The following is an 18,795-nucleotide window of genomic DNA, read 5'->3' on the forward strand; positions in this document are numbered from 1 at the left end:
CGCGCCCGTAGGGGCGCGGGGAACCGCGCGACCAGCCACATCGGCCCCGCGGACGGTCCACCACGGATCGCGGCACTTCCTGCGCATCGCCGTGCCGGGCACGGCTGTCGGGCGGCTGCGGCGCCATCGTGGCTCGTCGCGCCCACGCCGCGGAGCCGCAAATCACATACGGCCCCGCGCCCCTGAACGGGCGCGTCGTCGGCGCCGGAACTCTCAAGTCCCGTAGGGACGGGCGGCCTTGGCCTCGCGGAGTGCGGTCGCCCACCAGGTGAGCTGGTCGAGCATCAGCTTGGCCGCGGTCTCGGCCCCCTCCGGCTCCGCCGGAAACGTGCCGTCGGCGTCGTAGTGCTCCAGCACCCGCGGGAACGTCACGACGTCCTTCATCCCCACGCAGTGGAACTCGGCGAAGATCTGCCGCAGATGCTCGATCGCCCGCACCCCGCCGGCCATGCCGAGGCCGTAGCCGACGAAGCCGACCGGCTTGGCCTGCCACTCGGTCTGGAAGCTGTCGATGAGGGTCTTCAGCGGGCCGGGAACACTGCGGTTGTACTCCGGTACGACGACCACGTACGCCTCCGCCCCGCCCAGCCGGGGCCGCAGCGCGGCCGCCCGCGGGTCGGCCGCGTCGAGGCTCGGCGGGAGCGGGTGCTCGGCCACGTCGACGACGTCCAGGACCAGGTCGCCGCGGCGGGCGGCCACCCGCGCGAACCAGCCCGCGACGTCCGGGGCGAGCCGCCCGTCGCGGGCGGAGCCGACCAGCAGCGCCACCCGCACGGGCCGGGTGACCAGGCCGGCGGCGGTCACGGCCGGGCCGCCCGCATCCGCGCCGGCTCCTGGACCGGTGTCAGCGCGAGGAACTCGGTGGCCTCGACCCGGGAGAGGATCCGCCGGGTCAGGGCGGGCATCTTCGTCGTGCCGTCGTCGGTGAAGACCACCGGCCCGGTGACCTGGATCCGGCGGCCCCGCGTGGTGATCTCGCAACCGCCCGCCGCCAGCACGTTCTTGACCCAGTCGGAGCCGGGTCCGTACGGCAGCGTGATGATGATGTCCGCACCGCGCCGGAACAGCTTGACGGGCGTGGCGAACTCGCGCCCCGACCTGCGGCCGCGGTGGTGGACCTTCCCGAAACCGGGCAGCCGGCTGAAGAGCGGCCCGACGAGATGGTTGGCGAACCGCCGGTTGAAGCGGGCGACTTTCCTGTCGATCGGCATGTCTCAAGTCCCTTGCTCGGTCAGGTCCTTCGATTGCGTCGGGGCACGGCCGGAACACGGCGTCCGGCCCCCGCCGCCGTCAGCGGGGGCCGGACGCGGCCGGGCGGCGGATCAGGCCGCGGGCTTGCCCGCACCCGGACCGCCGGCCGGTCCGCCGGCCGGGGTGAGCGGGCCGGCCGGCCTGCCGCCGGACTTGAGGAAGCGCTCCAGGGCGAAGTTGTCGACGATGCCCCAGCGCTCGGCGATCCGGTCGCCCTCGAAGCGGAACCAGATGATCGCCTGGTGCTGCACCTGCAGCCCGGTCGGCTGGATGCCGATGAACGGGCCGGTGTGCCGGCCGTGCATGACCCAGCGGATGGCGGCCTTGTCGCCCATCGATATGAAGTCGAGGATCTCGTACTTGATGTCGCTGAAGGCGGACTGCTGGATCCGGATGGTGTGCTTGAACGCCTCCGGGCCGCGCATGGAGTCGTCGTGGCTGCCGTGGTTGCGGAAGTCGGCGGTGAGGTAGCGGTCGGCGGCCGACAGGTCGCCCAGGTCCAGGCCCTCGTGGAAGACCTTCTCGATCAGTTCCTTCTGCTGGTCCGCGGTGAGCGTGGTCGGCATGGGTGGGTTCTCCTTGGCTGAAGTGGGCGTGTTTCCTCGGGTGTCGAGGGTCTGTCGGTCGACCTGGGTCACTCCCCTGGGCACGGCGCCGGTGGTCCACACGATCCGCAGTCGCAGCCGGTCGAAGCGCCAGCCGTCGGGGGTGCGCCGGGCCGTGCCGGTGAACCGGCCGCCGAGCTGGAAGTACTGGGTGGGATCCGGCGGCAGCGGCGAGCCGTGGTGCACATGGGAGGCGATCAGGCTCCAGCTCAGCTCGGCGCGGTCGCCGTCGACCTCGACCTGGGTCTCCGAGCCGTGGTGGTGGGTGCGGCCCCAGCGCGCCATGATCTCGGTGGTGAAGCCGGCCACCCCGGCGACGCCCTGGTGGCTGCCGACCGGGAACGTCATCTCGATGTCCTCGGTGAACAGGGACCTCGCCCAGGTCTCGTCGAAGCCGCCCTCGTCGAGGCCGGCCAGATAGCGCCCGGCCAGGTCCCGCAGGCTCAGCGCGTCGGTGAGCCGGGCCACCTCGGCCGTCATGACACCCGGCGCGCTTCGGTCCGGGCGTCCGTCGCGTAGATCACGACGTCGTCGGGGCCGTGCACGACGGCCTTGCCCTCGCCGGTGAGCGCGTCGCCGTCATGGCGCGCGGTGATGTCGATCTGTATGTACGCGGCCCGGTGGCCGTTGGGGCTGATCTGGGTGACGTCGAGGTTGAAGTCCTCGCGCAGGGAGAACTCCAGCGAGTCGTCGCCGGTGACGGTCCAGGCGCCGGTGCCGGTGCTCTTGCGGGTGGTGACCGAGAGCGAGCCGTCCGGGGCGAAGGCGACGGTGTACTCGTCCACCTCGCCGTCGTGCGTGACCGTACCCGTCCATTGACCGACGGGTGTCCAGGTGGAAACAGGCATCGACCACACTTCCTCAAGTCGGGGCGGAGGGAAAAACAAGAAATCCGCGCCCCCGGTGGGGACACGGATTCGGATTTCGAGAAGGATGCCACGGGCGTGAAAGCACGGACCCGTGAGAAGCGCCACCGCCGTCCGGGCATGGGGGCGCCGAAAAGAGTGTGACACCTCTGTTCGGGTGCGTCAACTTCCCTTTGGATGAAGCTAGTTGATAGTTAGGGGGGTAAACCGAAGAAGCCCCCGCGGCAGGGGGGGATGGGCCGCGGGGGCTGCTTCGCACCGGATCCCCGCACGGATCCGGTTTCTCGGGGGTGGTCGGGAAATACCGGGCGACGGCGGAGGGCCACTCGAATTCGCTCCGGTTATGGGGTCGTACTTCGCGCCCCTTATTCGGTCTCGTTCCTGCGGGCCAGCGCGAAGAGTTCGTCGAGGTCGTATTCGGCCCGCCGGGGGCCGCCGTGCCGGGTGAGTTTGCCGCGGCTCGCCCATTTGCGGATGGTCGCCTGGGTCACACCCATCGCGAGGGCCGCCAGTTCCGTCGGCACCGTGCGCGGCTTCGCCGTCCCGCTCGCGGCGCCGGCGGCCGGTCCGAGCGGACGGTTCGGCTCCGTCACGTCGTCACCGCCTCCCGGATCCGGCCCGCGACCAGCAGCCACTGGCGTGGCGGCAGTGCGTGGCCGGTGTCGCAGGTGACCTGGTCCGGCACCCGGTCACCGCCGCCCGCCGGCAGGATGCCGTGGAGCGTCCCCGCGCACTCCGGCCGGGTGCACGGGCCGAGGGCGAACCGGCGTACCGGGCCCGGACCGAGCAGGTGGCGGAAGTCGGTGAGGAGTTCGGCGAGTTCCTCGTCGAGGTCCGTGCCCGCCGGGTGCCCGGCGAACCAGGGCAGCTGCCCGCGCAGGAACCCGACCAGCGCGGTCACTCCGCGGCCCGCCGGCCGGGCGCCGGCGCGCTCGTCCACGACGAGCCGCGCCCACAGCGCCATGACCTCCCCCGCCCGGGCCCGCAGGGCCAGCGCCCGCTCGTCGAGCACGATGCCGACGGTGGCGCGGCTGCCGCTCACCCGCTCGCGCAGCACCGGCGCCCCGGGCGCCAGCGCCTGGTCGCTCTCCCGGTACAGGTCGAGCAGGGTGCGCAGTCCGCCGTCGATCCGGTCCAGGCAGCGGACGCAGATCCGGCCGCAGCGCCTGCGGCAGTCGCGGCTGGCGTGGTCGTCCGTGAGTCGCTCCGGCTCTTCCATTCGGATCCCCCGAATCCTCGGTCCGTGTGGAACTGCGTCCAGTCTCACGGGGGCCGGCGGGCGCTTCAACGGACGGCGGTTCAGGGTTCCCACAATCCTCCGCAGCTCTGTCAGAGGAGTGTCAAGCCTGCGTCAACTGGTCGGATTTGATCATTGTTACAAACAGACCTGTCTGATTGAGGATCAACCCGGACCTTCGTCCGTCGCGCATGTTTCCAGACAAGCACCCCTGCTTCCAGGGAAGTTGGGGTCCTGTGTAGATCATGAGGAGGCAAGCGCCCACCGGGGTCCTCCCTCGAAACAGGCATGGTTGTATGATTCTTACCACCATTGGCACCGGTGCCCGCAGACAGTGCATGTACCGGGCACACTGTCGGCAGGGAAGGCGGGTGCGACCTGATGCAGGCGCGATCCGAGCAAACGCGTCAGGCTCTCGTCCATGCCACCGCCGAGCTCATCGCCGACGGTCGGCTGTCCGACGCGGGCCTGGTCAACATCTGCCGCCGGGCCGGGGTGAGCCGCGGGGCGCTCTACCACCACTTCTCCTCCACCACCGCGCTGACCGCCGCCGTCTACGAGGAGGCGAGAGCGCGGGTGGAGGCGCTGACCGAGGAGGCCTTCGCGGGCCCGGTGGCGGACGCGCCCAGACGCTTTCTGTTCGCACTCGGCGAGGCCATGCGCACCGAGAAGGTCGTCCGGGCGGGCATGCAGCTGGCCGCCGACGGTTCGGCCGGGCCGCCCCGGCTGCGTGACGACCTGCTGGCCGCCGTCCATGAACGGGTCACGGAGTCCCAGCAGGAGTCCGAGGAGCCGGCCGAGGATCTCGCGGACCTGGCCGTGGTGATGGCCGCGGGCATCGAGACCCTGGGACACACCGACCCGAGCTGGTGGGACGGCGAGATCACCCAGCGCCTGTGGCGGCTGCTGCGCCCGCTGTTCGACCGGGACCGGCCGGGCCGGGGCGGCGAGCGCAGGATCTGAGGGAGGGCGGGTCACTCCGCCGGCGGCGTGGTGCGCAGCCGCCCGACCAGGCCCGGCGTGGCGAGGCCGGGCAGCAGGAACTTCCAGAAGACGCTGGTGCGTTGGGGCAGGTCGGCGCGGCCGGTGTAGGCCTGGGACATGATCTGCAGGCCGGTGAAGGAGCCGACGATGAGCGAGGCGACCTCGTGCACGTCCACCCCCGGCAGGATCTCGTCCCGTTTCTCGGCCTCCTGGAGCAGCGCCAGGATGGTGTCCATGGACTGTTCGTAGGTGGTCTGCGGCGGGCAGTCGAACGACGTCTGCTCCGTCGTCAGCCGCACGCTCGCGCGCAGCACCGCGTCGTACTGGAGGCGCCGGGCGAACTCCAGGGTCAGGTCGATCACCGACTGAAGCCTGACCGGCCGTTCGGGCACTTCCAGGGCCTCGGCGTGGGCCTGCACCAGGGCCAGCGCGATGGCTTCCTTGGAGGGGAAGTGATGGTAGAGGGATCCCCGGGTGAGCCCGGTCCGGGCCAGGATCTCGTTGGTGCTGGCGGCGTCGTAGCCGCGCTCGTCGAAGACCTGGGCCGCCGCCTCCAGGATCGACCGCCGTGATCGCTTGCCGCGTTCCTGCTGAGCCATGCCAGATCCTTACGCTCTCCCACTGAATTCAACAGACTGGTCTGTATCGTAAGCCCCATGGACGGCCTACAGTCAGTACCGCGGCGGGAGTTGTCAGAAAGCGTTTCCCGGTATGGGCGTCGGAACCGGCATGACCTCGGAGAACGGGGAGGAGAACGGGGGAGAGGCTAGGGACCGCCGATCCGGAAACCGACCCCGCGGACGGTGACGATCCAGGCACTGGAGCCCAGTTTGCCGCGCAGGGTGCCCACGTGGGTGTCGACGGTGCGGCCGCGCGGCGACCACGCGTCCTCCCACACCTGGGCCATGATCTGGCGGCGCGGGATCACCGTGCTGGGCTGCGAGGCCAGCAGGTGCAGGAGGTCGAACTCCTTGCGCGTCAGGTCGAGCGGCCGTCCGTCGAGGGTCGCCGTGCGGGCGCCCGGATCGATGCGCAGCGGCCCGTGGGTGACGACCCGGCCGGCGGCCGGCTGGTCCGCCGGCTGCACCCGCACCCGGCGCAGCACCGCCTCCATCCGGGCCAGCAACTCCCGGAATCCGTACGGCTTCACCAGGTAGTCGTCCGAGCCCGCCTGCAGGCAGAGCACGCAGTCGAGTTCCGAGCCGCGCGCGGCGACGGCGATGATCGGCAGGTCGCTGACCGCGCGGATGCCACGGCACACCTCAAGACCGTCGAGGTCGGGCAGGTCGAGGCCGAGCAGGACCAGGTCGGCCTCGCGGTGGCCGCGCAGCGCCTGGGCGCCGGTGGTGGCGCCGTGGGTGGCGTAGCCGTGCCGGACCAGTCCCTGCCGGAGGGTGTCGGCGGCCCGGGGGTCGTTCTCGACGACCAGGACGCTCAGCGCTCCCGCGTACGGCGCGCCGTACGCGGGGGCCGGGCGGGCCGGGTGTCCGGCCGGGACGAGCGGGCCGTGCGAGCGGTGGCGCCGCGGCGACGGCGCCACGAGGTCCGCGTACTGGCGGTTCATCTGCTCCCCCTGAGGCACATCCACGTCATCTCGGACTGCGGGTTCACCACCAGACCGTACCAAACAGACTTGTCTGATTGTCAACTGGCCCGCCGCTGAGGCGCGGCGCCACGGTCGACCCTCAACACCACGACTGTGAGCTGCAATTTCGTCGGATTACCGGACAAGTGGGAGGCCGGGCTCCGCTCAGTCACCCCAGGAAAAGACTTGACCAAGGCCCACCCACCCCCAACGAACCATACAAGCTTGTACGTTTTACGCTTGCAATTGCGGCATACCGGTCATCCGCCGTCAGCGCCCGGATCCCTCGAGATCGCGACTCGCCCAAGAAATTGCTTCGCCTCTTGCAGAACCGGACCGACCTGTCTGTATCTTGTGCTCAGAACGTCGGCCACGGGGGGTGACAGCCGACGTACGGCCTGTTGCCCCCTGCTTCCCGTCACACCGACACAGGAGCGCTGCACATGCCGAACCTCACCGACCGGGCCATCGCCACGAAGCCTCTGCTTCCCGGACTGACCACCACTGTGCCGCGTGAGTACGTCCATCGCGCGGCGGTCTCCGAAGTCCTGCTCACCGGCTGGGAGCGCGACGAGTCCCCGCACGGCGACGGCTTCGACGGCTTCGTCGTCCGGGCCCAGTGGCCGCGCAGCCACGCGCTGTTCGCCCCCGACGGGGGCTACCAGGACCCGATGCTGCTGATCGAGTCCATCCGCCAGATCGGATCACTGCTCGCGCACGCCGAGTTCGACGTGCCGTTCGGCCACCAGTTCCTCATGTCTGACATGTCCGTGACCGCCGAGCCCGACCTGCTCGTCGCCGACGCGGTCCCCACCGACGTCGAGATGCACACGGTCTGCCGGGACGTCGTCCGCCGCGCCGGCCGGCTGCGGGAGATGCGCTACGACGTCACCGTGGTGCGCGAGAACGGGGCCCGCGCCACCGCCTCGGCCGCGTTCCGCTGCATGAGCCCGGATGTGTACCGGAGGATGCGCGGCGAGCGCCCCACCACGACCGACCACGCCCCGCCGGCCGCCCTCGACCCGGCCGCCGTGGGCCACGCCAGCGCCCGGCACGTCGTCCTGTGCGCGCCCGCGCCCGGCACGTACGACAGATGGGAACTGCGGGTCGACACCGCGCACCCGACCTACTTCGACCACCCGGTGGACCACATACCCGGCATGTTCCTGCTGGAGGCCGCCCGGCAGGCCGCGCACGCCCGCACCGGGGCACCCTGCGCCCTGCTGCTCGGCATGCGCGCCGAGTTCACGCGGTACGCCGAACTGGACGCGCCGTGCTGGATCACCGCCGACCCCGAGCCGTACGGCAGCACCGGCGACCTGCTGGTACGGGTGCGCGGCAGCCAGCGTCAGGAGACGGTCTTCACCGCCGAACTGGTCCTGCGGCCCCGTGTCCGCTGACCCCGACCGCACCCCGGGAGAGTCCCCGTGCCCATCCTTCTCATCACCGGCGCTTCCGGGTTCGTCGGGGCCCATGTGACGCGCGAGGCGCAGCGCCGGGAGGCCGACCTCAGGCTCATGAGCCACCGCCGGGCCCTGCCCCGGTCCTGCTCCGGGACACGGACCGTGCACGCCGATCTCCGCGACCCGGGCTCGCTGCGCGGGGTCTGCGACGGAGTCGACGTGGTCCTGCACTGCGCGGCGCAGATCGGCGGCAACGCCGCGGCCAACGAGGCGGTCAACGCACGCGGCACGGCGGCGCTGGTCGCCGAGGCGCGGCGGGCCGGAGTGCGCCGGATCGTCCAGCTCAGCACGGCCTCGGTGTACGGCCGCGGGACCTTCCGCGGCCACCGGCCCGAGGAGCTCACCCGCAATCCCGGCTCCGTCACCTCCCGGACCCGCGCGGCGGCGGAGGACGCGGTCCTCGCGGCCGGCGGTGTGGTCCTCAGGCCCCATCTGGTCTTCGGAACAGGGGACATGTGGGTCGGCCCCCACCTGGCACGGCTGCTGCGGGCCCTGCCGGGAGTGGTGGCCGGCTGGCTGTCGCGGACGTCGGTCATCAGCGCGCCGGACCTGGCCCGGCTGCTGGTCGCCACGGCGCTGGCGCCGGACGGGGCCCTGACCTCGCGGGTGTACCACGCCGCGGATCCGACGCCGGTCACCGTCGGCAGCGCGCTGCGGGCGGTCGCCGACTGCGCGGGGATCGACTGGCCGAGCGCCAACCTCACCGTCGAGGGGGCCAAGGCGATCCTCGCTGCCAAGGGGGTGGCGCCGGCCACGCTCGACATCCTCACGACGGATCACTTCTTCGAGGCCGACGCCCTCTGGTCGGAACTCGGTCAGCGTCCGGACGGTGGGTTCGCCACGTGGTTCGGCCGTGCCGAGCAGTGGTATCGATCGACCCTTGCGACGAACTGAATCCCCGCCCGGCACCTGCTGCGCCCGGTACCGGGTCCGGTGGCCCCACCCACCGGACCCATCTGCCGCCGCCCTTTTGAGGGGCGGCGTTTTTGTTGGGCGGCGGGTCGGTGTGCGCCCAAAGGGGGGCCGGGGTGGGTCGTCGGGCGGGTGCGGGTCAGTGGGGGCTGGTCGCGCCCACGCGGCGGAGCCGCACATGTACAGGGGCCCCGCGCCCCTGACGGGGCGCCTGGTGCGGGCCGGTACCTTGAAGCCATGCGTCTTCGGTGTGCTGTACTCGACGATTTTCAAGGGGTGGGCCGCGAGTTCGGGGACTGGGGCTCGCTCGCCGGGGAGGTCGAGGTCGTCTCGTTGCGCGAGCATCTCGTCGATGAGGACGAACTCGTCGCGGCTCTCGACTCGTTCGACATCGTCGTCACCCTGCGCGAGCGTGTCGCCTTTCCCGGGTCTCTTCTCCGCCGGCTGCCGCGGCTGCGTCTTCTGGTCGCCTCCGGGATGCGGAACAGTGTCATCGACTACGCGGCCGCCGAGGCGCACGGGATCACCGTGTGCGGTACGGAGAGTTCCTCGGCCCCGCCCGTCGAGCTGACCTGGGCGCTGTTGCTGGGGCTGGCCCGGGGGCTGGTCCAGGAGAGTACGGCGTTGCGGGCCGGCGGGCCCTGGCAGTCCACCGTCGGTGCCGATCTGCACGGGCGCCGGCTCGGGCTGCTCGGGCTCGGGAAGATCGGGAGCAAGGTCGCGCAGGTGGGGCTCGCCTTCGGGATGCGGGTCAGTGCCTGGAGCCAGAACCTCACCGAGGAACGAGCCGGACAGGCCGGCGTCGAACTCGCGCCGAGCAAGGAGGAGCTGCTCGCCACCAGCGACTTCGTCTCGGTCCACCTGGCGCTCGGGGACCGTACCCGAGGGCTGCTCGGCGCCGCCGAGCTCGCCCTGCTCAAGCCCACCGCCTACCTGGTCAACACCTCCCGCGCGGCCATCGTCGACCAGGACGCGCTGCTCGGCGCGCTGCACGAGGGCCGGATCGCGGGGGCCGGTGTCGACGTCTTCGACGTGGAGCCGCTCCCGGCCGGCCACCCCCTGCGGACCGCGCCCCGGCTCCTGGCGACCCCGCACCTCGGCTATGTCTCCTACGCCAACTACACGACGTACTACGGCCAGGCCGTGGAGAACATCCGGGCCTTCCTGGCGGGTGCCCCGGTGCGACGGCTGCCCCAAAGCACCCCCTGACTCCGGCCCTTGGAGTGATCGTCCGGTGATCGGCGTGACCAGCCGCAGGTCGGGGCGTTGAACGGGGAGTGCGGCGGCTGGTCCTGCCGCCGCACTCCCCCGAGCAACAAGGCAACAAGAAGGAGAACGTGATGTCTCGCATCGCGAAGGCAGCCGTCGTCGCCCTCGGCACCGGCGCTGTGGTGATCGGCGGGGCCGGCCTGGCCCTGGCCGACGCGGGTGCCAACGCCGAGGCCGTCGGCTCGCCCGGCGTGCTGTCCGGCAACGTCATCCAGGTCCCGGTCAACATCCCGGTGAACGTGTGTGGCAACACCATCGACGTGATCGGTCTGCTGAACCCGGCGTTCGGCAACACCTGCGTCAACGAAGGCCACCTCAAGGCCGGTGACGGCAAGAACGGCGGCTACGGCTCCTGAGCCACCGCCTTCGGAAGAGCCCCGGGGCCCTGGGCCCCGGGGCTCTTCCCGTGTCCCGGGGCGCCTCAGGCGTACCGGTAGATCCGGCTGACGTCCTCCAGCGATTCCGGGGTGACGTCCCACGGCGGCAGCTTCCCGCCCCGGGCGACGACCCGGTCGCGCTGCGGGTCGCCGGGGCCCGGCGGCCTCGCCGGCAGATAGTGCTGCCCGCGGTGCCGGGCCTGCCACCGCTCCCACTGGAGGTCGAGGAAGGCGTGGTGGAACCAGAAGACGGGGTCGTTGACGGAGGCGCCGCCGAGCATCGTCCCGCCGACCCAGCGGTGCACCCGGTTGTGGTTGTGCCAGGACGCCTTTCCGCTGCCGGTCCCCCAGCCCTCCAGCCGGTTGCGGAAACCCCGGGTGACCGTCGAGTCCCACGGCGGGACGTCGTAGGCGGGGTCGGCCAGCGCCCGGTCGAGGTCGGCCCTGGTGGGCAGGTCGATCGGGTCGCGGGCCCGGCCCAGGTCCCGGGCGAGGAACTCGCCGTCGGTGATGCCCTCCGTGATGGTCCAGTGCCCGGCCGCATAGGCGAACGGCCCGCTCATCACCTGCTGGTCGCGGGCCCGGCCGTTCCCGCCGAGCAGGTCCTTCGTCCACGGCCCGCCGGACGCCGAACGGTCCCTCGTCCAGTCCCAGTACGGCACCGTCACCGACCCGTCGACCCGGCGCAGGGCCTGCTCCAGGTCGAGCAGGAAGCGGCGGTGCCAGGGCAGGAAGGAGGGCGCCATATGGGCGGCGCGCAGTCCGTCCTCGCCGTCGGGGGTGTAGTACTCGATGTGGGTCCGCACGAACTCGTCGTACTCGCCCCGCCGCTTGACCTCCAGGAACGCCTTCACTAGCCGCCCCCGCTCGGCGGCCGTCAGCCTGCTGACGTCCTTACGCACGTACGCCATGGTCTCCCCCCATGTGCATGTGGCCCCCGCCCGTCGGGCCCGGCGCGGGTTCGCGCAGCCGCTGCCCCGGACCCATCTCGTCGACGGCCGCCCGGGTCGCCGCCAGCGGGGTCGGGTACGAGCTGTAGTGGTCGACCATGCTGAGCCAGCTGCCGTCGGCCCGCCGCATCAGATGCAGCGGCCGGCCGTCCACGGTGACCTGCCACTCGCCGTCGTCGACGGCCCGCTCGGCCTTCGGTACGAGGGCGCCCCGGATACGGCGGCCCCGATAGGTCTCGTCGAAGGAGGTGCCCGCCGGCCCGTCCGCCCGGGGCGACGGACGGGAGGCCGCTACGACCGGGGCGAACACCAGGGCGACCACGGAGGCGAACAGCCCCCGTGTCAGCTCGCGCCGCGTCGGTCTGCCCGCCGCGGCTCTGTCCGGCTGCCCGGCTCCCGGCTCCGCGCCCACCGCCACGCCACCGACTCCGACGACCATGCTCACTCCTCGTACGGTCCACCGACCACTGTCGGTACCGGTAACCGTCCGAGGGGCCGTCCGGTCACCACCGCGCTGCCGTCCGGCGCGGGAAAGGTCCGAAAGGGCCGTACCGCGAGGGGGGGTTACCTGCCGGGGCCGGCGCCCAGGTCGCCGCCGACGACCGTCTGCAGGACCGGGGCGAGCACCCCGACCTCGGGCATCTTCAGGTGCGGCACGCCGTACTGCTGCGGGTCGGGTGCGCTGAGGGGCGCGTCCAGCGCCAGGCCGGGGGTGAGGGTGCGCAGGTCGGCGGCGGGGATGTCGACGCCGACGTGGTCGAAGCCGGCGCCGAGGGCACGTGGGAGCGGCACGCTGAAGCCGGCCCCGGGCAGCCGGCCGTTCATCGGCACCTGCGGCAGCGCCCCGTCCGGGATGAGCCGGCCCTCGACATAGCGCGGCCCCTCGGGGACGCCGGGGACCAGCAGCGGCAGCTCCATGCCGAGCTTGGGCATCTGCGTGCCGAGGGACTTCTCGACGCCGTCCAGGGGCACGGGGACGGGGACCCCGCCGACCGCGACGGCGGGCGTGGCGGCGGCGCCCACGGCGACGGCGACGCCCGCGACGACGACGGCAAGGGTTCCTCGGGTGGTCGGCTTCATGTCAGTACGGGCCTTTCGGGATGCGAGAGGAGCGACGTCCGTACCGGGTAACGAGCCGGAATCGGCATCAGTTCACAATTCGCCCGAGTGCAGCATTAGTCGGCTGTTCACCAATCCACTGGCCACTCATCAGCTGATCGGTAATCCGCTTCTCCTGAATTCCGCTGTTCCTTTGTTCAGCTGTTTCAGATATTCAGGTATTCAGCTGGTCAGCTGGTCAGCTGGTCAGCTGGTCAGCTGGTCAGCTGGTCAGCTGGTCCAGAAGTCCCACCATCGGGTCAGGATCAGCATGCCGACGACCCCGGTGTGCAGCACCGGCAGCACCCAGGTGAACTCGCCGAGGAACTCCCGCAGCCCGCGCGGCGCCGGCAGGAACCGATGGCGTACGGCGAAGGAGGTGAGGTACCAGAACAGGACGATGGTGGCGACCCAGGCCAGGCAGCACCACAGGCACAGCGCGCCGATCCGGTACAGCGACTCGAACTGGAGCCAGGACACGAATCCGATACCGAAGGCGCAGCCGGCGTCGAAGGTCAGCCAGTACCAGGCGGGAAAGCGGGCGCCGGCCAGCAGGCTGACGCCGACACAGATCACGACGCCGTAGGCCACCAGGCCCAGCATCGGGTTGGGGAACCCGAACGCCGAGGCCTGGGCGCTCTTCATCACGCTGCCGCAGGACACCACCGGGTTGAGGCTGCACCCGGGCACGAAGCGCGGGTTCTCCAGCAGCTTGAACTTGTCGAGGGTGATGACCCAGGAGGCCAGCAGCCCGGCCGCCCCCGCGACCACCGTCAGCAGCGCGAACCCCCGACCGGCGCCCGCGGTCCTGGCCATCAGCCGCGCAGGCTGCGGGCCGGCAGCACGACGTGCGCGGCGGCCGTCAGGGTCTCCTCGGCCCCGGCGAAGTCCTTCAGCGCCTCGGGGGTGACGGGCTGGCCGGGCTCGCCCTCGGGCCACGGGCGGGTGGTGAAGACCAGGTAGGCGTAGCCGCGTTCGCCGACCGCGGCGAGCCACTCCGCGGGCGCGGGGCACTGGGCGTTGAGCGGGGCCAGGCTGAGGACGGCCTGGCCGGCCTCGACGAGCAGCGTGACGGGCAGACTGGGCCGGGCGGTGCCGTCGACGACGTCGCCGCCGACCGGCACCCCGTTGTTCGCCAGCAGCGCCTCGATCGCGGCCGCAGTGGCCTCGGGACCGCCCTCGGCGTCACCGAGGGAGTAGGCCAGCAGGTAGGGCATGTCGCTGCCGTCGGGGGCCTCGCCGCTCCAGGCCAGCACCACGAGCGTGCCGAGGTCGGCGAGGCGGAAGGGGCGGGTTTCGCTTGGGGTGGAGGTCACCGCGCGACCCTACCGACGGGCCGTGCGGCGGCCGGGCGCCCGTTCACCCGGTCGGCGGACGACCGCCGGCCGGGCCACACGAACGAGGGACACCCCTCGGTGTCCCTCGAACGCTCCCGGGCCCGGCCCCTCGCGGCTCAGCTCTGCAGCGGCAGACCGCCCAGCAGCGGGTTGTGCTGGTTGAGGGCGCCGGCCGCGGTCTTGACCGTGTTGAGCGGGGAGCGCTTGTTCTCGGTGTCGAGCGCGTTCGTCTGGTGCCGCAGCGGCATCGCCTGGTTCAGGTCCAGGCCGTCCTTGGTGAGCGTGTTCACCGCGCCGTTGAGGCTGGTGGGCGTGAGGTCGGCGGTGTTGTAGGCGAACGCGGGCGCGGCGACGCCGACGAGAGCCACGGAACCGGCGGCGACGGCGACGGCCTTCAGCGACTTCATCATGTTCCTTTCTTCGGCGACTTTCGGCAACGCAAGCCGCCCGGGGGAATTCCGACGTCATGTCCAACGACGTCCCGGCGCACCGGAAACCCCGTTTCCGGAAGACATATGAGATCCCGGAGACACCGACCGGGCCGGGGCCCGGTCCGGGGAAAGGCCGGAAGGAAACACGGACCGGCCGTCCGCCCGCGGAGTGCGCGGGCGGACGGCCGGCCGAAGGGAACAACCGCCGCGTCAGTCGTTGACGCAGGTGTTGCCGAAGGCGGGGTTCAGCAGGCCGATCACGTCGATGGTGTTGCCGCAGACGTTGACCGGGACGTGGATCGGAACCTGGATCACGTTGCCCGACAGCACGCCCGGGGAGTGGGCTGCGACGCCGTTCGCGCCGCTGTCGGCGGCAGCCACACCGGCACCGCCGGCGGCGGCCGCGACGGCGGCGGTGGACAGGACCAGGCCCTTCGCGATACGCGACATGGAGAGGTCTCCTTGGGGTCGAAACAAACATTCGGGCGGATGCCCAGCGCTGTGTCAACGCGTGGCGCCGCCCCGGGTTGTGCCGCCAAAGGAGTGATCTCCGGGGAGCCGCCTTCACGACTCCGACACACTTGCCCGGTTTTGACGGATTAATACTGATAGCGACTAGAGTTGCGGATCTCCTGACTTACCCGTATTGGCATCACATCGCACTCTTCCGCCCGACCTCCTCCCGTACTTCCCCCCTCTCCCCTCTCCCTGAAAGAACGAAGCCGGTCATGCGCAATCTCCTGGGCCCGCCGCTGTGCCGTGCGTCGGCGAGCGCGCTCGTCCTCGCCTCGGTCTGGGCGCCGGGCACCGCCAGGGCGACGGCCCCGCCCGCCCCCGAGGCTCCGCGCATCGCCTTCGCCGAGCGCTACCACGCGGTGCTGCGCGGCGGTTTCGCCCGCGCGGCCAACGCGTCCGTCAGCTGTCGCACGACGCCCGGCGCGCCCTCCGAACCGCCGTGCGAGGCCGTACGGGAGGGGCGACTTTCCGCGGTGAACGGCGACTTCGACATGTTCTACATCGACGTCGACGACGACCCCGACACGTACAACTCCTCCCGCGCCGAGCTCCGGTTGCCGGAGGGCTCCCGGGTGACGTACGCGCGGCTGTACTGGGGCGGCAACCTGCTGGCCGGCGAGCAGAAGCCGGCGCGCGACAACGGTCGGGTGCTGATCGCCGAACCCGGCGGCGCCTACAAGGAGTTGCTCGCCGACACCGTGGTGGGCCACCGGGTGGCCGGCGGCGAGGACGCCTTCCAGGCCTCGGCGGACCTCACCGGCCTGGTCCGGTCGAGCGGCTCCGGGCTGTGGACGGTCGGCCAGGTGAACGCGGCCATGGGCAGGTCCCTGGCCGGTGCCTGGGGCGGCTGGACACTGGTCGTGGCGTACGAGGACCCGGCGCAGCCCCGGCGCACGCTCTCCCTCTTCGACGGCTTCGACTCCCTGGAGCGGCCGGCCGAGGTACGGCTGAACGGGCTACACGCCCCGCGTGGCGCCGAGGGTCAGGTGGGTCTCGTGGCCTACAACGGCGACCGGGGCGGCACCGGCGACTCGCTCACCTACACCACCGCCGGCCACGCGCCCGTCCCACTCCAGGACTCCGCCGACCCGGCCGACGACGTACTCAACTCCACGATCAACGAACCCGGCCCGGTACGCGCCCGGCGTGAGCCCGCGTACGCCAACGCGCTCGGCTACGACTCGGATGTGTTCGATCTCGGTACCGGTCTCGCCCAAGGCGGTGACCAGCTGACCTTCCGTCTCGTTTCCCAGCGCGACGCGGCGTGGGCGGGCGCGCTCTTCGCCGCCGTGGACGCGCGGTAGTACGCCGCGTCCACGCCCGCAGTCCCGAGCGCGCCCCCCGTGAGCGAGGAATCCGCGTATGCACCGATCAGCCACCGACCCTCGGCCACGGGTCCTCCACCTGGCGCAACCTGTCGGGGGCGGAGTGGCCCGGGTCGTCCTGGATCTGGCGAAGGCCCAGCTCACGGCGGGTCTACGGGTCACGGTGGCCTGCCCCGGTGGTGAACTGGCCGAGCGCGCGCGGGACCTGGGCGCCGAGGTGCGCGGGTGGCGCGCCGACCGCTCCCCGGGCGCCGGCCTCCCGGACGAGGTACGACGCCTCGGCCGGCTGCTCGACGAGGTACGGCCCGCACTGGTGCACGCGCACAGCGCGAAGGCGGGCCTTGCCGGACGGCTCGCCGTGCGTGGGCGCGTCCCGACCCTGTTCCAGCCGCACGCCTGGTCGTTCGAGGCGGTCGGCGGCGCCACCGCCGCGCTGGCGCTGAGGTGGGAGCGGTGGGGCGCGCGCTGGGCGCACCGGGTGGTGTGCGTCAGCGAGGCCGAGCGGGCGACCGGCGTGCGCGCCGGGATCCGCGCCCGCTACACCGTCGTACCGAACGGCATCGACACCGGACACTTCACGCCGGGCGAGCGGCCCGCAGGGGCTCCCCTGGTGGTCTGCGTCGGGCGGCTGTGCCGGCAGAAGGGCCAGGACGTGCTGCTGCGGGCCTGGCCCGAGGTGCTGCGCCGGGTGCCGGACGCCCGGCTGGCCCTGGTCGGCGACGGACCCGACGAGGCCGCGCTGCGCCGACTCGCCCCCACGTCCGTCGAGTTCGCGGGCGCCGTCGCGGATGTCCGCCCCTGGTACCGGGCCGCCGACCTGGTGGTGCTGCCGTCGCGCTGGGAGGGCATGGCGCTGGCCCCGCTGGAGGCGCTGGCCTGCGGGCGGCCGGTGCTGGTCACCGATGTCGACGGCGCCCGCGAGAGCCTGCCGCCCGGCCACGCGGCGCACTGCCTGGTCCCGCCGGGGCGGCCGGGCGCGCTGGCCGGGACCGTCGCCGCACTGCTCCTCGACCCGGAGCTGCGCGCGTCGCTCGGTGGCCAGGGGCGCCGGCACGTCCTGTCCACGCACGATGTGCGGCGCACGGCGGAGGCGGTCGCGGAGCTGTACCGCGAACTCCTCGGCGGTCGGCCGCTGGTGTCCTTCGAGTGCAGGGAGTCCATCCACTCGTGACCGCGGAAAGCACCGTCCCCTCCCCCGGCACACAGCCCCGGGACCACGGACTCTCGCCTGTCTCGGTCCTGCCGCCGCGCACCGCCGGCGGCTTCCGGTTCCCGCTGCGGCGGCCGCCCGCGCGGCCCGCCTCCCCGGTGCCGCTGCTCGCCGCCGACCTGTGCGCCGCGCTGCTCGGCGCGGCCGCGCTCGACGAGACCGTCCGCCGGCCCGTCCTGGTCGGTCTGCTGGTGGCCGGCGCGATCCTGCTGCGCCCGCAGACCGTCCGGCGGATGACCGGGATCCTGGACGAACTCCCCGCCGTCTGCGGCCGGGTCGCCGTCGTCTGGCTGGGCCTGGCCGCGGCCGTCGCCGCCTGGGACCCGGACCGCGCGCTGTCCGCCCGCGGCCTGCTGCTGGGCTTCGCCCTGCACGCGGCGGCGGCCGCCGCCGGCCGTGGCCTGGTGCACTGGCGGCGCCGTCGCACCCTGCTGCGCCGGCCGCGCGCCGCCCTGGTCATCGGCCCGGCCGCCACCGCGCAGCGGGTCGCCGCCGCCGTACTGCGCCACCCGGGCTGCGGTGTCCGCCCGGTCGGCGTCGTCGCCGAACACCCCGGGGGCCCGGCGGGCCTGCCCTTGCTGACCACCGGCGAGGAGGTCGAGCGTGCCCTGATCCAGAACGGGGTCCGGGCCGTCCTCACCGTCGACCCGGCCGTCCGCACCGAGCACGGCCCGCTGCTGCGGGCGCTGGCCGAGTCGGGCTGCGTGGTGTGGGAGGTCGACGCGGACTCACCGGCGTACGAGATGCGCGACCAGCTCGCCGGGTTCTCCTGCCGCCGCCTGGAGATGGGCTCGCGGCGGCGCGGCAGCATCGGCAAGCGGGTCCTGGACATCGCCGTCTCCGGGGCGGCGCTGGTGCTGGCCGGGCCGCTGCTGCTGGTCTGCGCAACCGTGCTGCGGATCACCGACGGGCCGGGAGTCGTCTTCCGGCAGGAGCGGATCGGCAAGGACGGCCGCCCCTTCACGCTGCTGAAGCTGCGCACCCACCGGCCGGTCGACGAGCACGAGGCCGCGACCCGCTGGAGCGTGGCCGGCGAGATCAAGATGAGCCGCTTCTGCCGCCTCCTGCGCCAGACCTCGCTGGACGAGCTGCTCCAGCTGTGGAACGTGCTCTGGGGCGACATGAGCCTGGTCGGTCCGCGCCCCGAACGTCCCTACTTCGTCGGCCAGTTCAGCCAGACCTACCCGGGCTACGCGGCCCGCCACCGCATGCAGACCGGCATCACCGGCCTCGCCCAGATCAACGGGCTGCGCGGCGACACCTCCATCGAGGACCGGGCCCGCTTCGACAACGCCTACATCGACAACTGGTCGCTGTGGCAGGACGTCTGCATCCTGCTGCGCACCGCGGCCGCGCTCGTGCGCTCGACGGGGAGCTGA

Annotated in this window: 23 protein-coding genes; 8 read left to right on the top strand and 15 right to left on the bottom strand. The window is 72.4% G+C overall.

Annotated elements, in window-relative coordinates; genetic code table 11:
- Window positions 1–213: 213 nt before the first annotated feature.
- The 6 genes from OHB00_RS19265 to OHB00_RS19290 all read right to left on the bottom strand — a co-directional run bounded on the left by OHB00_RS19265 (window position 214) and on the right by OHB00_RS19290 (window position 3,941).
- The gene (locus tag OHB00_RS19265; RefSeq protein WP_406436127.1) at window positions 214–804 is read right to left on the bottom strand and encodes an NADPH-dependent FMN reductase; all 591 of its coding nucleotides are present in this window, start codon (window positions 802–804) and stop codon (window positions 214–216) included.
- Complete coding sequence (locus OHB00_RS19270) at window positions 801–1,211, bottom strand: nitroreductase family deazaflavin-dependent oxidoreductase (protein ID WP_406436128.1); 411 nt, start codon at window positions 1,209–1,211, stop codon at window positions 801–803. The genes OHB00_RS19265 and OHB00_RS19270 overlap by 4 nt, the downstream gene beginning before the upstream one ends.
- Before the next feature lie 111 nt (window positions 1,212–1,322).
- Window positions 1,323–2,336: an ester cyclase gene (locus OHB00_RS19275; protein ID WP_406436129.1), complete on the bottom strand. Its 1,014-nt coding sequence runs from the start codon at window positions 2,334–2,336 to the stop codon at window positions 1,323–1,325.
- Entirely contained in the window at window positions 2,333–2,704 is a 372-nt protein-coding gene (locus tag OHB00_RS19280; protein ID WP_256215980.1) for a dehydrogenase, read from the bottom strand. The genes OHB00_RS19275 and OHB00_RS19280 overlap by 4 nt, the downstream gene beginning before the upstream one ends.
- A 383-nt stretch (window positions 2,705–3,087) precedes the next feature.
- On the bottom strand, window positions 3,088–3,315 hold the full coding sequence (locus tag OHB00_RS19285) for a MerR family transcriptional regulator (RefSeq protein WP_406436130.1): 228 nt from the start codon (window positions 3,313–3,315) through the stop codon (window positions 3,088–3,090).
- Window positions 3,312–3,941 carry an OvmZ protein gene (locus OHB00_RS19290; protein WP_406436131.1) on the bottom strand — a complete coding sequence of 210 codons (630 nt, stop codon included), beginning with the start codon at window positions 3,939–3,941 and terminating at the stop codon, window positions 3,312–3,314. Before OHB00_RS19290 ends, OHB00_RS19285 begins: the two co-directional genes overlap by 4 nt.
- 399 nt (window positions 3,942–4,340) lie before the next feature.
- Between OHB00_RS19290 and OHB00_RS19295 the strand changes: the two genes are divergently transcribed.
- On the top strand, window positions 4,341–4,922 hold the full coding sequence (locus OHB00_RS19295; RefSeq protein WP_406436132.1) for a TetR family transcriptional regulator: 582 nt from the start codon (window positions 4,341–4,343) through the stop codon (window positions 4,920–4,922).
- Between the two features lie 11 nt (window positions 4,923–4,933).
- On the opposite strand, the gene OHB00_RS19300 is transcribed toward OHB00_RS19295, so the two are convergent.
- Together OHB00_RS19300 and OHB00_RS19305 are read right to left on the bottom strand one after the other, a co-directional pair.
- Window positions 4,934–5,542 (bottom strand): ScbR family autoregulator-binding transcription factor, encoded by a 609-nt coding sequence (locus OHB00_RS19300; RefSeq protein WP_406436133.1) that lies wholly within the window; start codon window positions 5,540–5,542, stop codon window positions 4,934–4,936.
- A 167-nt stretch (window positions 5,543–5,709) separates the two neighbouring features.
- Window positions 5,710–6,507 carry a response regulator transcription factor gene (locus OHB00_RS19305; RefSeq protein WP_406436134.1) on the bottom strand — a complete coding sequence of 266 codons (798 nt, stop codon included), beginning with the start codon at window positions 6,505–6,507 and terminating at the stop codon, window positions 5,710–5,712.
- A gap of 464 nt (window positions 6,508–6,971) precedes the next feature.
- Between OHB00_RS19305 and OHB00_RS19310 the strand changes: the two genes are divergently transcribed.
- The 4 genes from OHB00_RS19310 (at window position 6,972) to OHB00_RS19325 (ending at window position 10,528) form a co-directional block, all read left to right on the top strand.
- The gene (locus OHB00_RS19310) at window positions 6,972–7,928 is read left to right on the top strand and encodes a ScbA/BarX family gamma-butyrolactone biosynthesis protein (protein WP_406436135.1); all 957 of its coding nucleotides are present in this window, start codon (window positions 6,972–6,974) and stop codon (window positions 7,926–7,928) included.
- Window positions 7,929–7,955: 27 nt separating this feature from the next.
- Window positions 7,956–8,885 carry an NAD-dependent epimerase/dehydratase family protein gene (locus OHB00_RS19315; RefSeq protein WP_406436136.1) on the top strand — a complete coding sequence of 310 codons (930 nt, stop codon included), beginning with the start codon at window positions 7,956–7,958 and terminating at the stop codon, window positions 8,883–8,885.
- 255 nt (window positions 8,886–9,140) lie between these two features.
- Window positions 9,141–10,112, top strand: coding sequence for a D-2-hydroxyacid dehydrogenase family protein (locus tag OHB00_RS19320; protein WP_406436137.1), 972 nt, complete (start codon window positions 9,141–9,143; stop codon window positions 10,110–10,112).
- Between the two features lie 131 nt (window positions 10,113–10,243).
- Entirely contained in the window at window positions 10,244–10,528 is a 285-nt protein-coding gene (locus tag OHB00_RS19325) for a chaplin (protein WP_406436138.1), read from the top strand.
- Window positions 10,529–10,593: 65 nt separating this feature from the next.
- Here the strand turns inward: OHB00_RS19325 and OHB00_RS19330 are convergent, their stop codons facing one another.
- The 7 genes from OHB00_RS19330 to OHB00_RS19360 all read right to left on the bottom strand — a co-directional run bounded on the left by OHB00_RS19330 (window position 10,594) and on the right by OHB00_RS19360 (window position 14,815).
- Complete coding sequence (locus OHB00_RS19330; protein WP_406436139.1) at window positions 10,594–11,460, bottom strand: tyrosinase family protein; 867 nt, start codon at window positions 11,458–11,460, stop codon at window positions 10,594–10,596.
- Window positions 11,444–11,938, bottom strand: a complete 495-nt coding sequence (locus OHB00_RS19335; RefSeq protein ID WP_406436140.1) for a tyrosinase cofactor — start codon at window positions 11,936–11,938, stop codon at window positions 11,444–11,446. The genes OHB00_RS19330 and OHB00_RS19335 overlap by 17 nt, the downstream gene beginning before the upstream one ends.
- A gap of 125 nt (window positions 11,939–12,063) precedes the next feature.
- Entirely contained in the window at window positions 12,064–12,579 is a 516-nt protein-coding gene (locus OHB00_RS19340) for a hypothetical protein (RefSeq protein WP_406436141.1), read from the bottom strand.
- A 249-nt stretch (window positions 12,580–12,828) separates the two neighbouring features.
- The gene (locus OHB00_RS19345; RefSeq protein WP_406436142.1) at window positions 12,829–13,413 is read right to left on the bottom strand and encodes a vitamin K epoxide reductase family protein; all 585 of its coding nucleotides are present in this window, start codon (window positions 13,411–13,413) and stop codon (window positions 12,829–12,831) included.
- Window positions 13,413–13,913, bottom strand: a complete 501-nt coding sequence (locus OHB00_RS19350) for a DUF5949 family protein (protein ID WP_406436143.1) — start codon at window positions 13,911–13,913, stop codon at window positions 13,413–13,415. Before OHB00_RS19350 ends, OHB00_RS19345 begins: the two co-directional genes overlap by 1 nt.
- 137 nt (window positions 13,914–14,050) lie before the next feature.
- Window positions 14,051–14,341, bottom strand: coding sequence for a hypothetical protein (locus OHB00_RS19355; RefSeq protein ID WP_406445870.1), 291 nt, complete (start codon window positions 14,339–14,341; stop codon window positions 14,051–14,053).
- Between the two features lie 234 nt (window positions 14,342–14,575).
- On the bottom strand, window positions 14,576–14,815 hold the full coding sequence (locus OHB00_RS19360) for a chaplin (RefSeq protein ID WP_406436144.1): 240 nt from the start codon (window positions 14,813–14,815) through the stop codon (window positions 14,576–14,578).
- A 278-nt stretch (window positions 14,816–15,093) separates the two neighbouring features.
- Here OHB00_RS19360 and OHB00_RS19365 point away from each other — a divergent pair, with 278 nt between their 5' ends.
- Genes OHB00_RS19365 through OHB00_RS19375 form a run of 3 tightly spaced genes read left to right on the top strand, consistent with a single transcriptional unit; the run spans window position 15,094 to window position 18,795 of the window.
- Window positions 15,094–16,185, top strand: coding sequence for a DUF3344 domain-containing protein (locus OHB00_RS19365; RefSeq protein WP_406436145.1), 1,092 nt, complete (start codon window positions 15,094–15,096; stop codon window positions 16,183–16,185).
- A 58-nt stretch (window positions 16,186–16,243) separates the two neighbouring features.
- On the top strand, window positions 16,244–17,377 hold the full coding sequence (locus tag OHB00_RS19370; protein WP_406436146.1) for a glycosyltransferase: 1,134 nt from the start codon (window positions 16,244–16,246) through the stop codon (window positions 17,375–17,377).
- Entirely contained in the window at window positions 17,374–18,795 is a 1,422-nt protein-coding gene (locus OHB00_RS19375) for an exopolysaccharide biosynthesis polyprenyl glycosylphosphotransferase (RefSeq protein WP_406436147.1), read from the top strand. Before OHB00_RS19370 ends, OHB00_RS19375 begins: the two co-directional genes overlap by 4 nt.

Source organism: Streptomyces sp. NBC_00631 (genome assembly GCF_045206895.1).
Lineage (GTDB): Bacteria > Actinomycetota > Actinomycetes > Streptomycetales > Streptomycetaceae > Streptomyces.

What these genes read in the sequence shown, in the direction of transcription:
- OHB00_RS19270 (WP_406436128.1), bottom strand. Translation starts at nt 1,211, where the DNA reads ATGCCGATCGACAGGAAAGTCGCCCGCTTCAACCGGCGGTTCGCCAAC.
- OHB00_RS19275 (WP_406436129.1), bottom strand. Translation starts at nt 2,336, where the DNA reads ATGACGGCCGAGGTGGCCCGGCTCACCGACGCGCTGAGCCTGCGGGAC.
- OHB00_RS19280 (WP_256215980.1), bottom strand. Translation starts at nt 2,704, where the DNA reads ATGCCTGTTTCCACCTGGACACCCGTCGGTCAATGGACGGGTACGGTC.
- OHB00_RS19290 (WP_406436131.1), bottom strand. Translation starts at nt 3,941, where the DNA reads ATGGAAGAGCCGGAGCGACTCACGGACGACCACGCCAGCCGCGACTGC.
- OHB00_RS19295 (WP_406436132.1), top strand. Translation starts at nt 4,341, where the DNA reads ATGCAGGCGCGATCCGAGCAAACGCGTCAGGCTCTCGTCCATGCCACC.
- OHB00_RS19300 (WP_406436133.1), bottom strand. Translation starts at nt 5,542, where the DNA reads ATGGCTCAGCAGGAACGCGGCAAGCGATCACGGCGGTCGATCCTGGAG.
- OHB00_RS19305 (WP_406436134.1), bottom strand. Translation starts at nt 6,507, where the DNA reads ATGAACCGCCAGTACGCGGACCTCGTGGCGCCGTCGCCGCGGCGCCAC.
- OHB00_RS19310 (WP_406436135.1), top strand. Translation starts at nt 6,972, where the DNA reads ATGCCGAACCTCACCGACCGGGCCATCGCCACGAAGCCTCTGCTTCCC.
- OHB00_RS19320 (WP_406436137.1), top strand. Translation starts at nt 9,141, where the DNA reads ATGCGTCTTCGGTGTGCTGTACTCGACGATTTTCAAGGGGTGGGCCGC.
- OHB00_RS19325 (WP_406436138.1), top strand. Translation starts at nt 10,244, where the DNA reads ATGTCTCGCATCGCGAAGGCAGCCGTCGTCGCCCTCGGCACCGGCGCT.
- OHB00_RS19330 (WP_406436139.1), bottom strand. Translation starts at nt 11,460, where the DNA reads ATGGCGTACGTGCGTAAGGACGTCAGCAGGCTGACGGCCGCCGAGCGG.
- OHB00_RS19335 (WP_406436140.1), bottom strand. Translation starts at nt 11,938, where the DNA reads ATGGTCGTCGGAGTCGGTGGCGTGGCGGTGGGCGCGGAGCCGGGAGCC.
- OHB00_RS19340 (WP_406436141.1), bottom strand. Translation starts at nt 12,579, where the DNA reads ATGAAGCCGACCACCCGAGGAACCCTTGCCGTCGTCGTCGCGGGCGTC.
- OHB00_RS19345 (WP_406436142.1), bottom strand. Translation starts at nt 13,413, where the DNA reads ATGGCCAGGACCGCGGGCGCCGGTCGGGGGTTCGCGCTGCTGACGGTG.
- OHB00_RS19355 (WP_406445870.1), bottom strand. Translation starts at nt 14,341, where the DNA reads ATGAAGTCGCTGAAGGCCGTCGCCGTCGCCGCCGGTTCCGTGGCTCTC.
- OHB00_RS19360 (WP_406436144.1), bottom strand. Translation starts at nt 14,815, where the DNA reads ATGTCGCGTATCGCGAAGGGCCTGGTCCTGTCCACCGCCGCCGTCGCG.
- OHB00_RS19365 (WP_406436145.1), top strand. Translation starts at nt 15,094, where the DNA reads ATGCGCAATCTCCTGGGCCCGCCGCTGTGCCGTGCGTCGGCGAGCGCG.
- OHB00_RS19370 (WP_406436146.1), top strand. Translation starts at nt 16,244, where the DNA reads ATGCACCGATCAGCCACCGACCCTCGGCCACGGGTCCTCCACCTGGCG.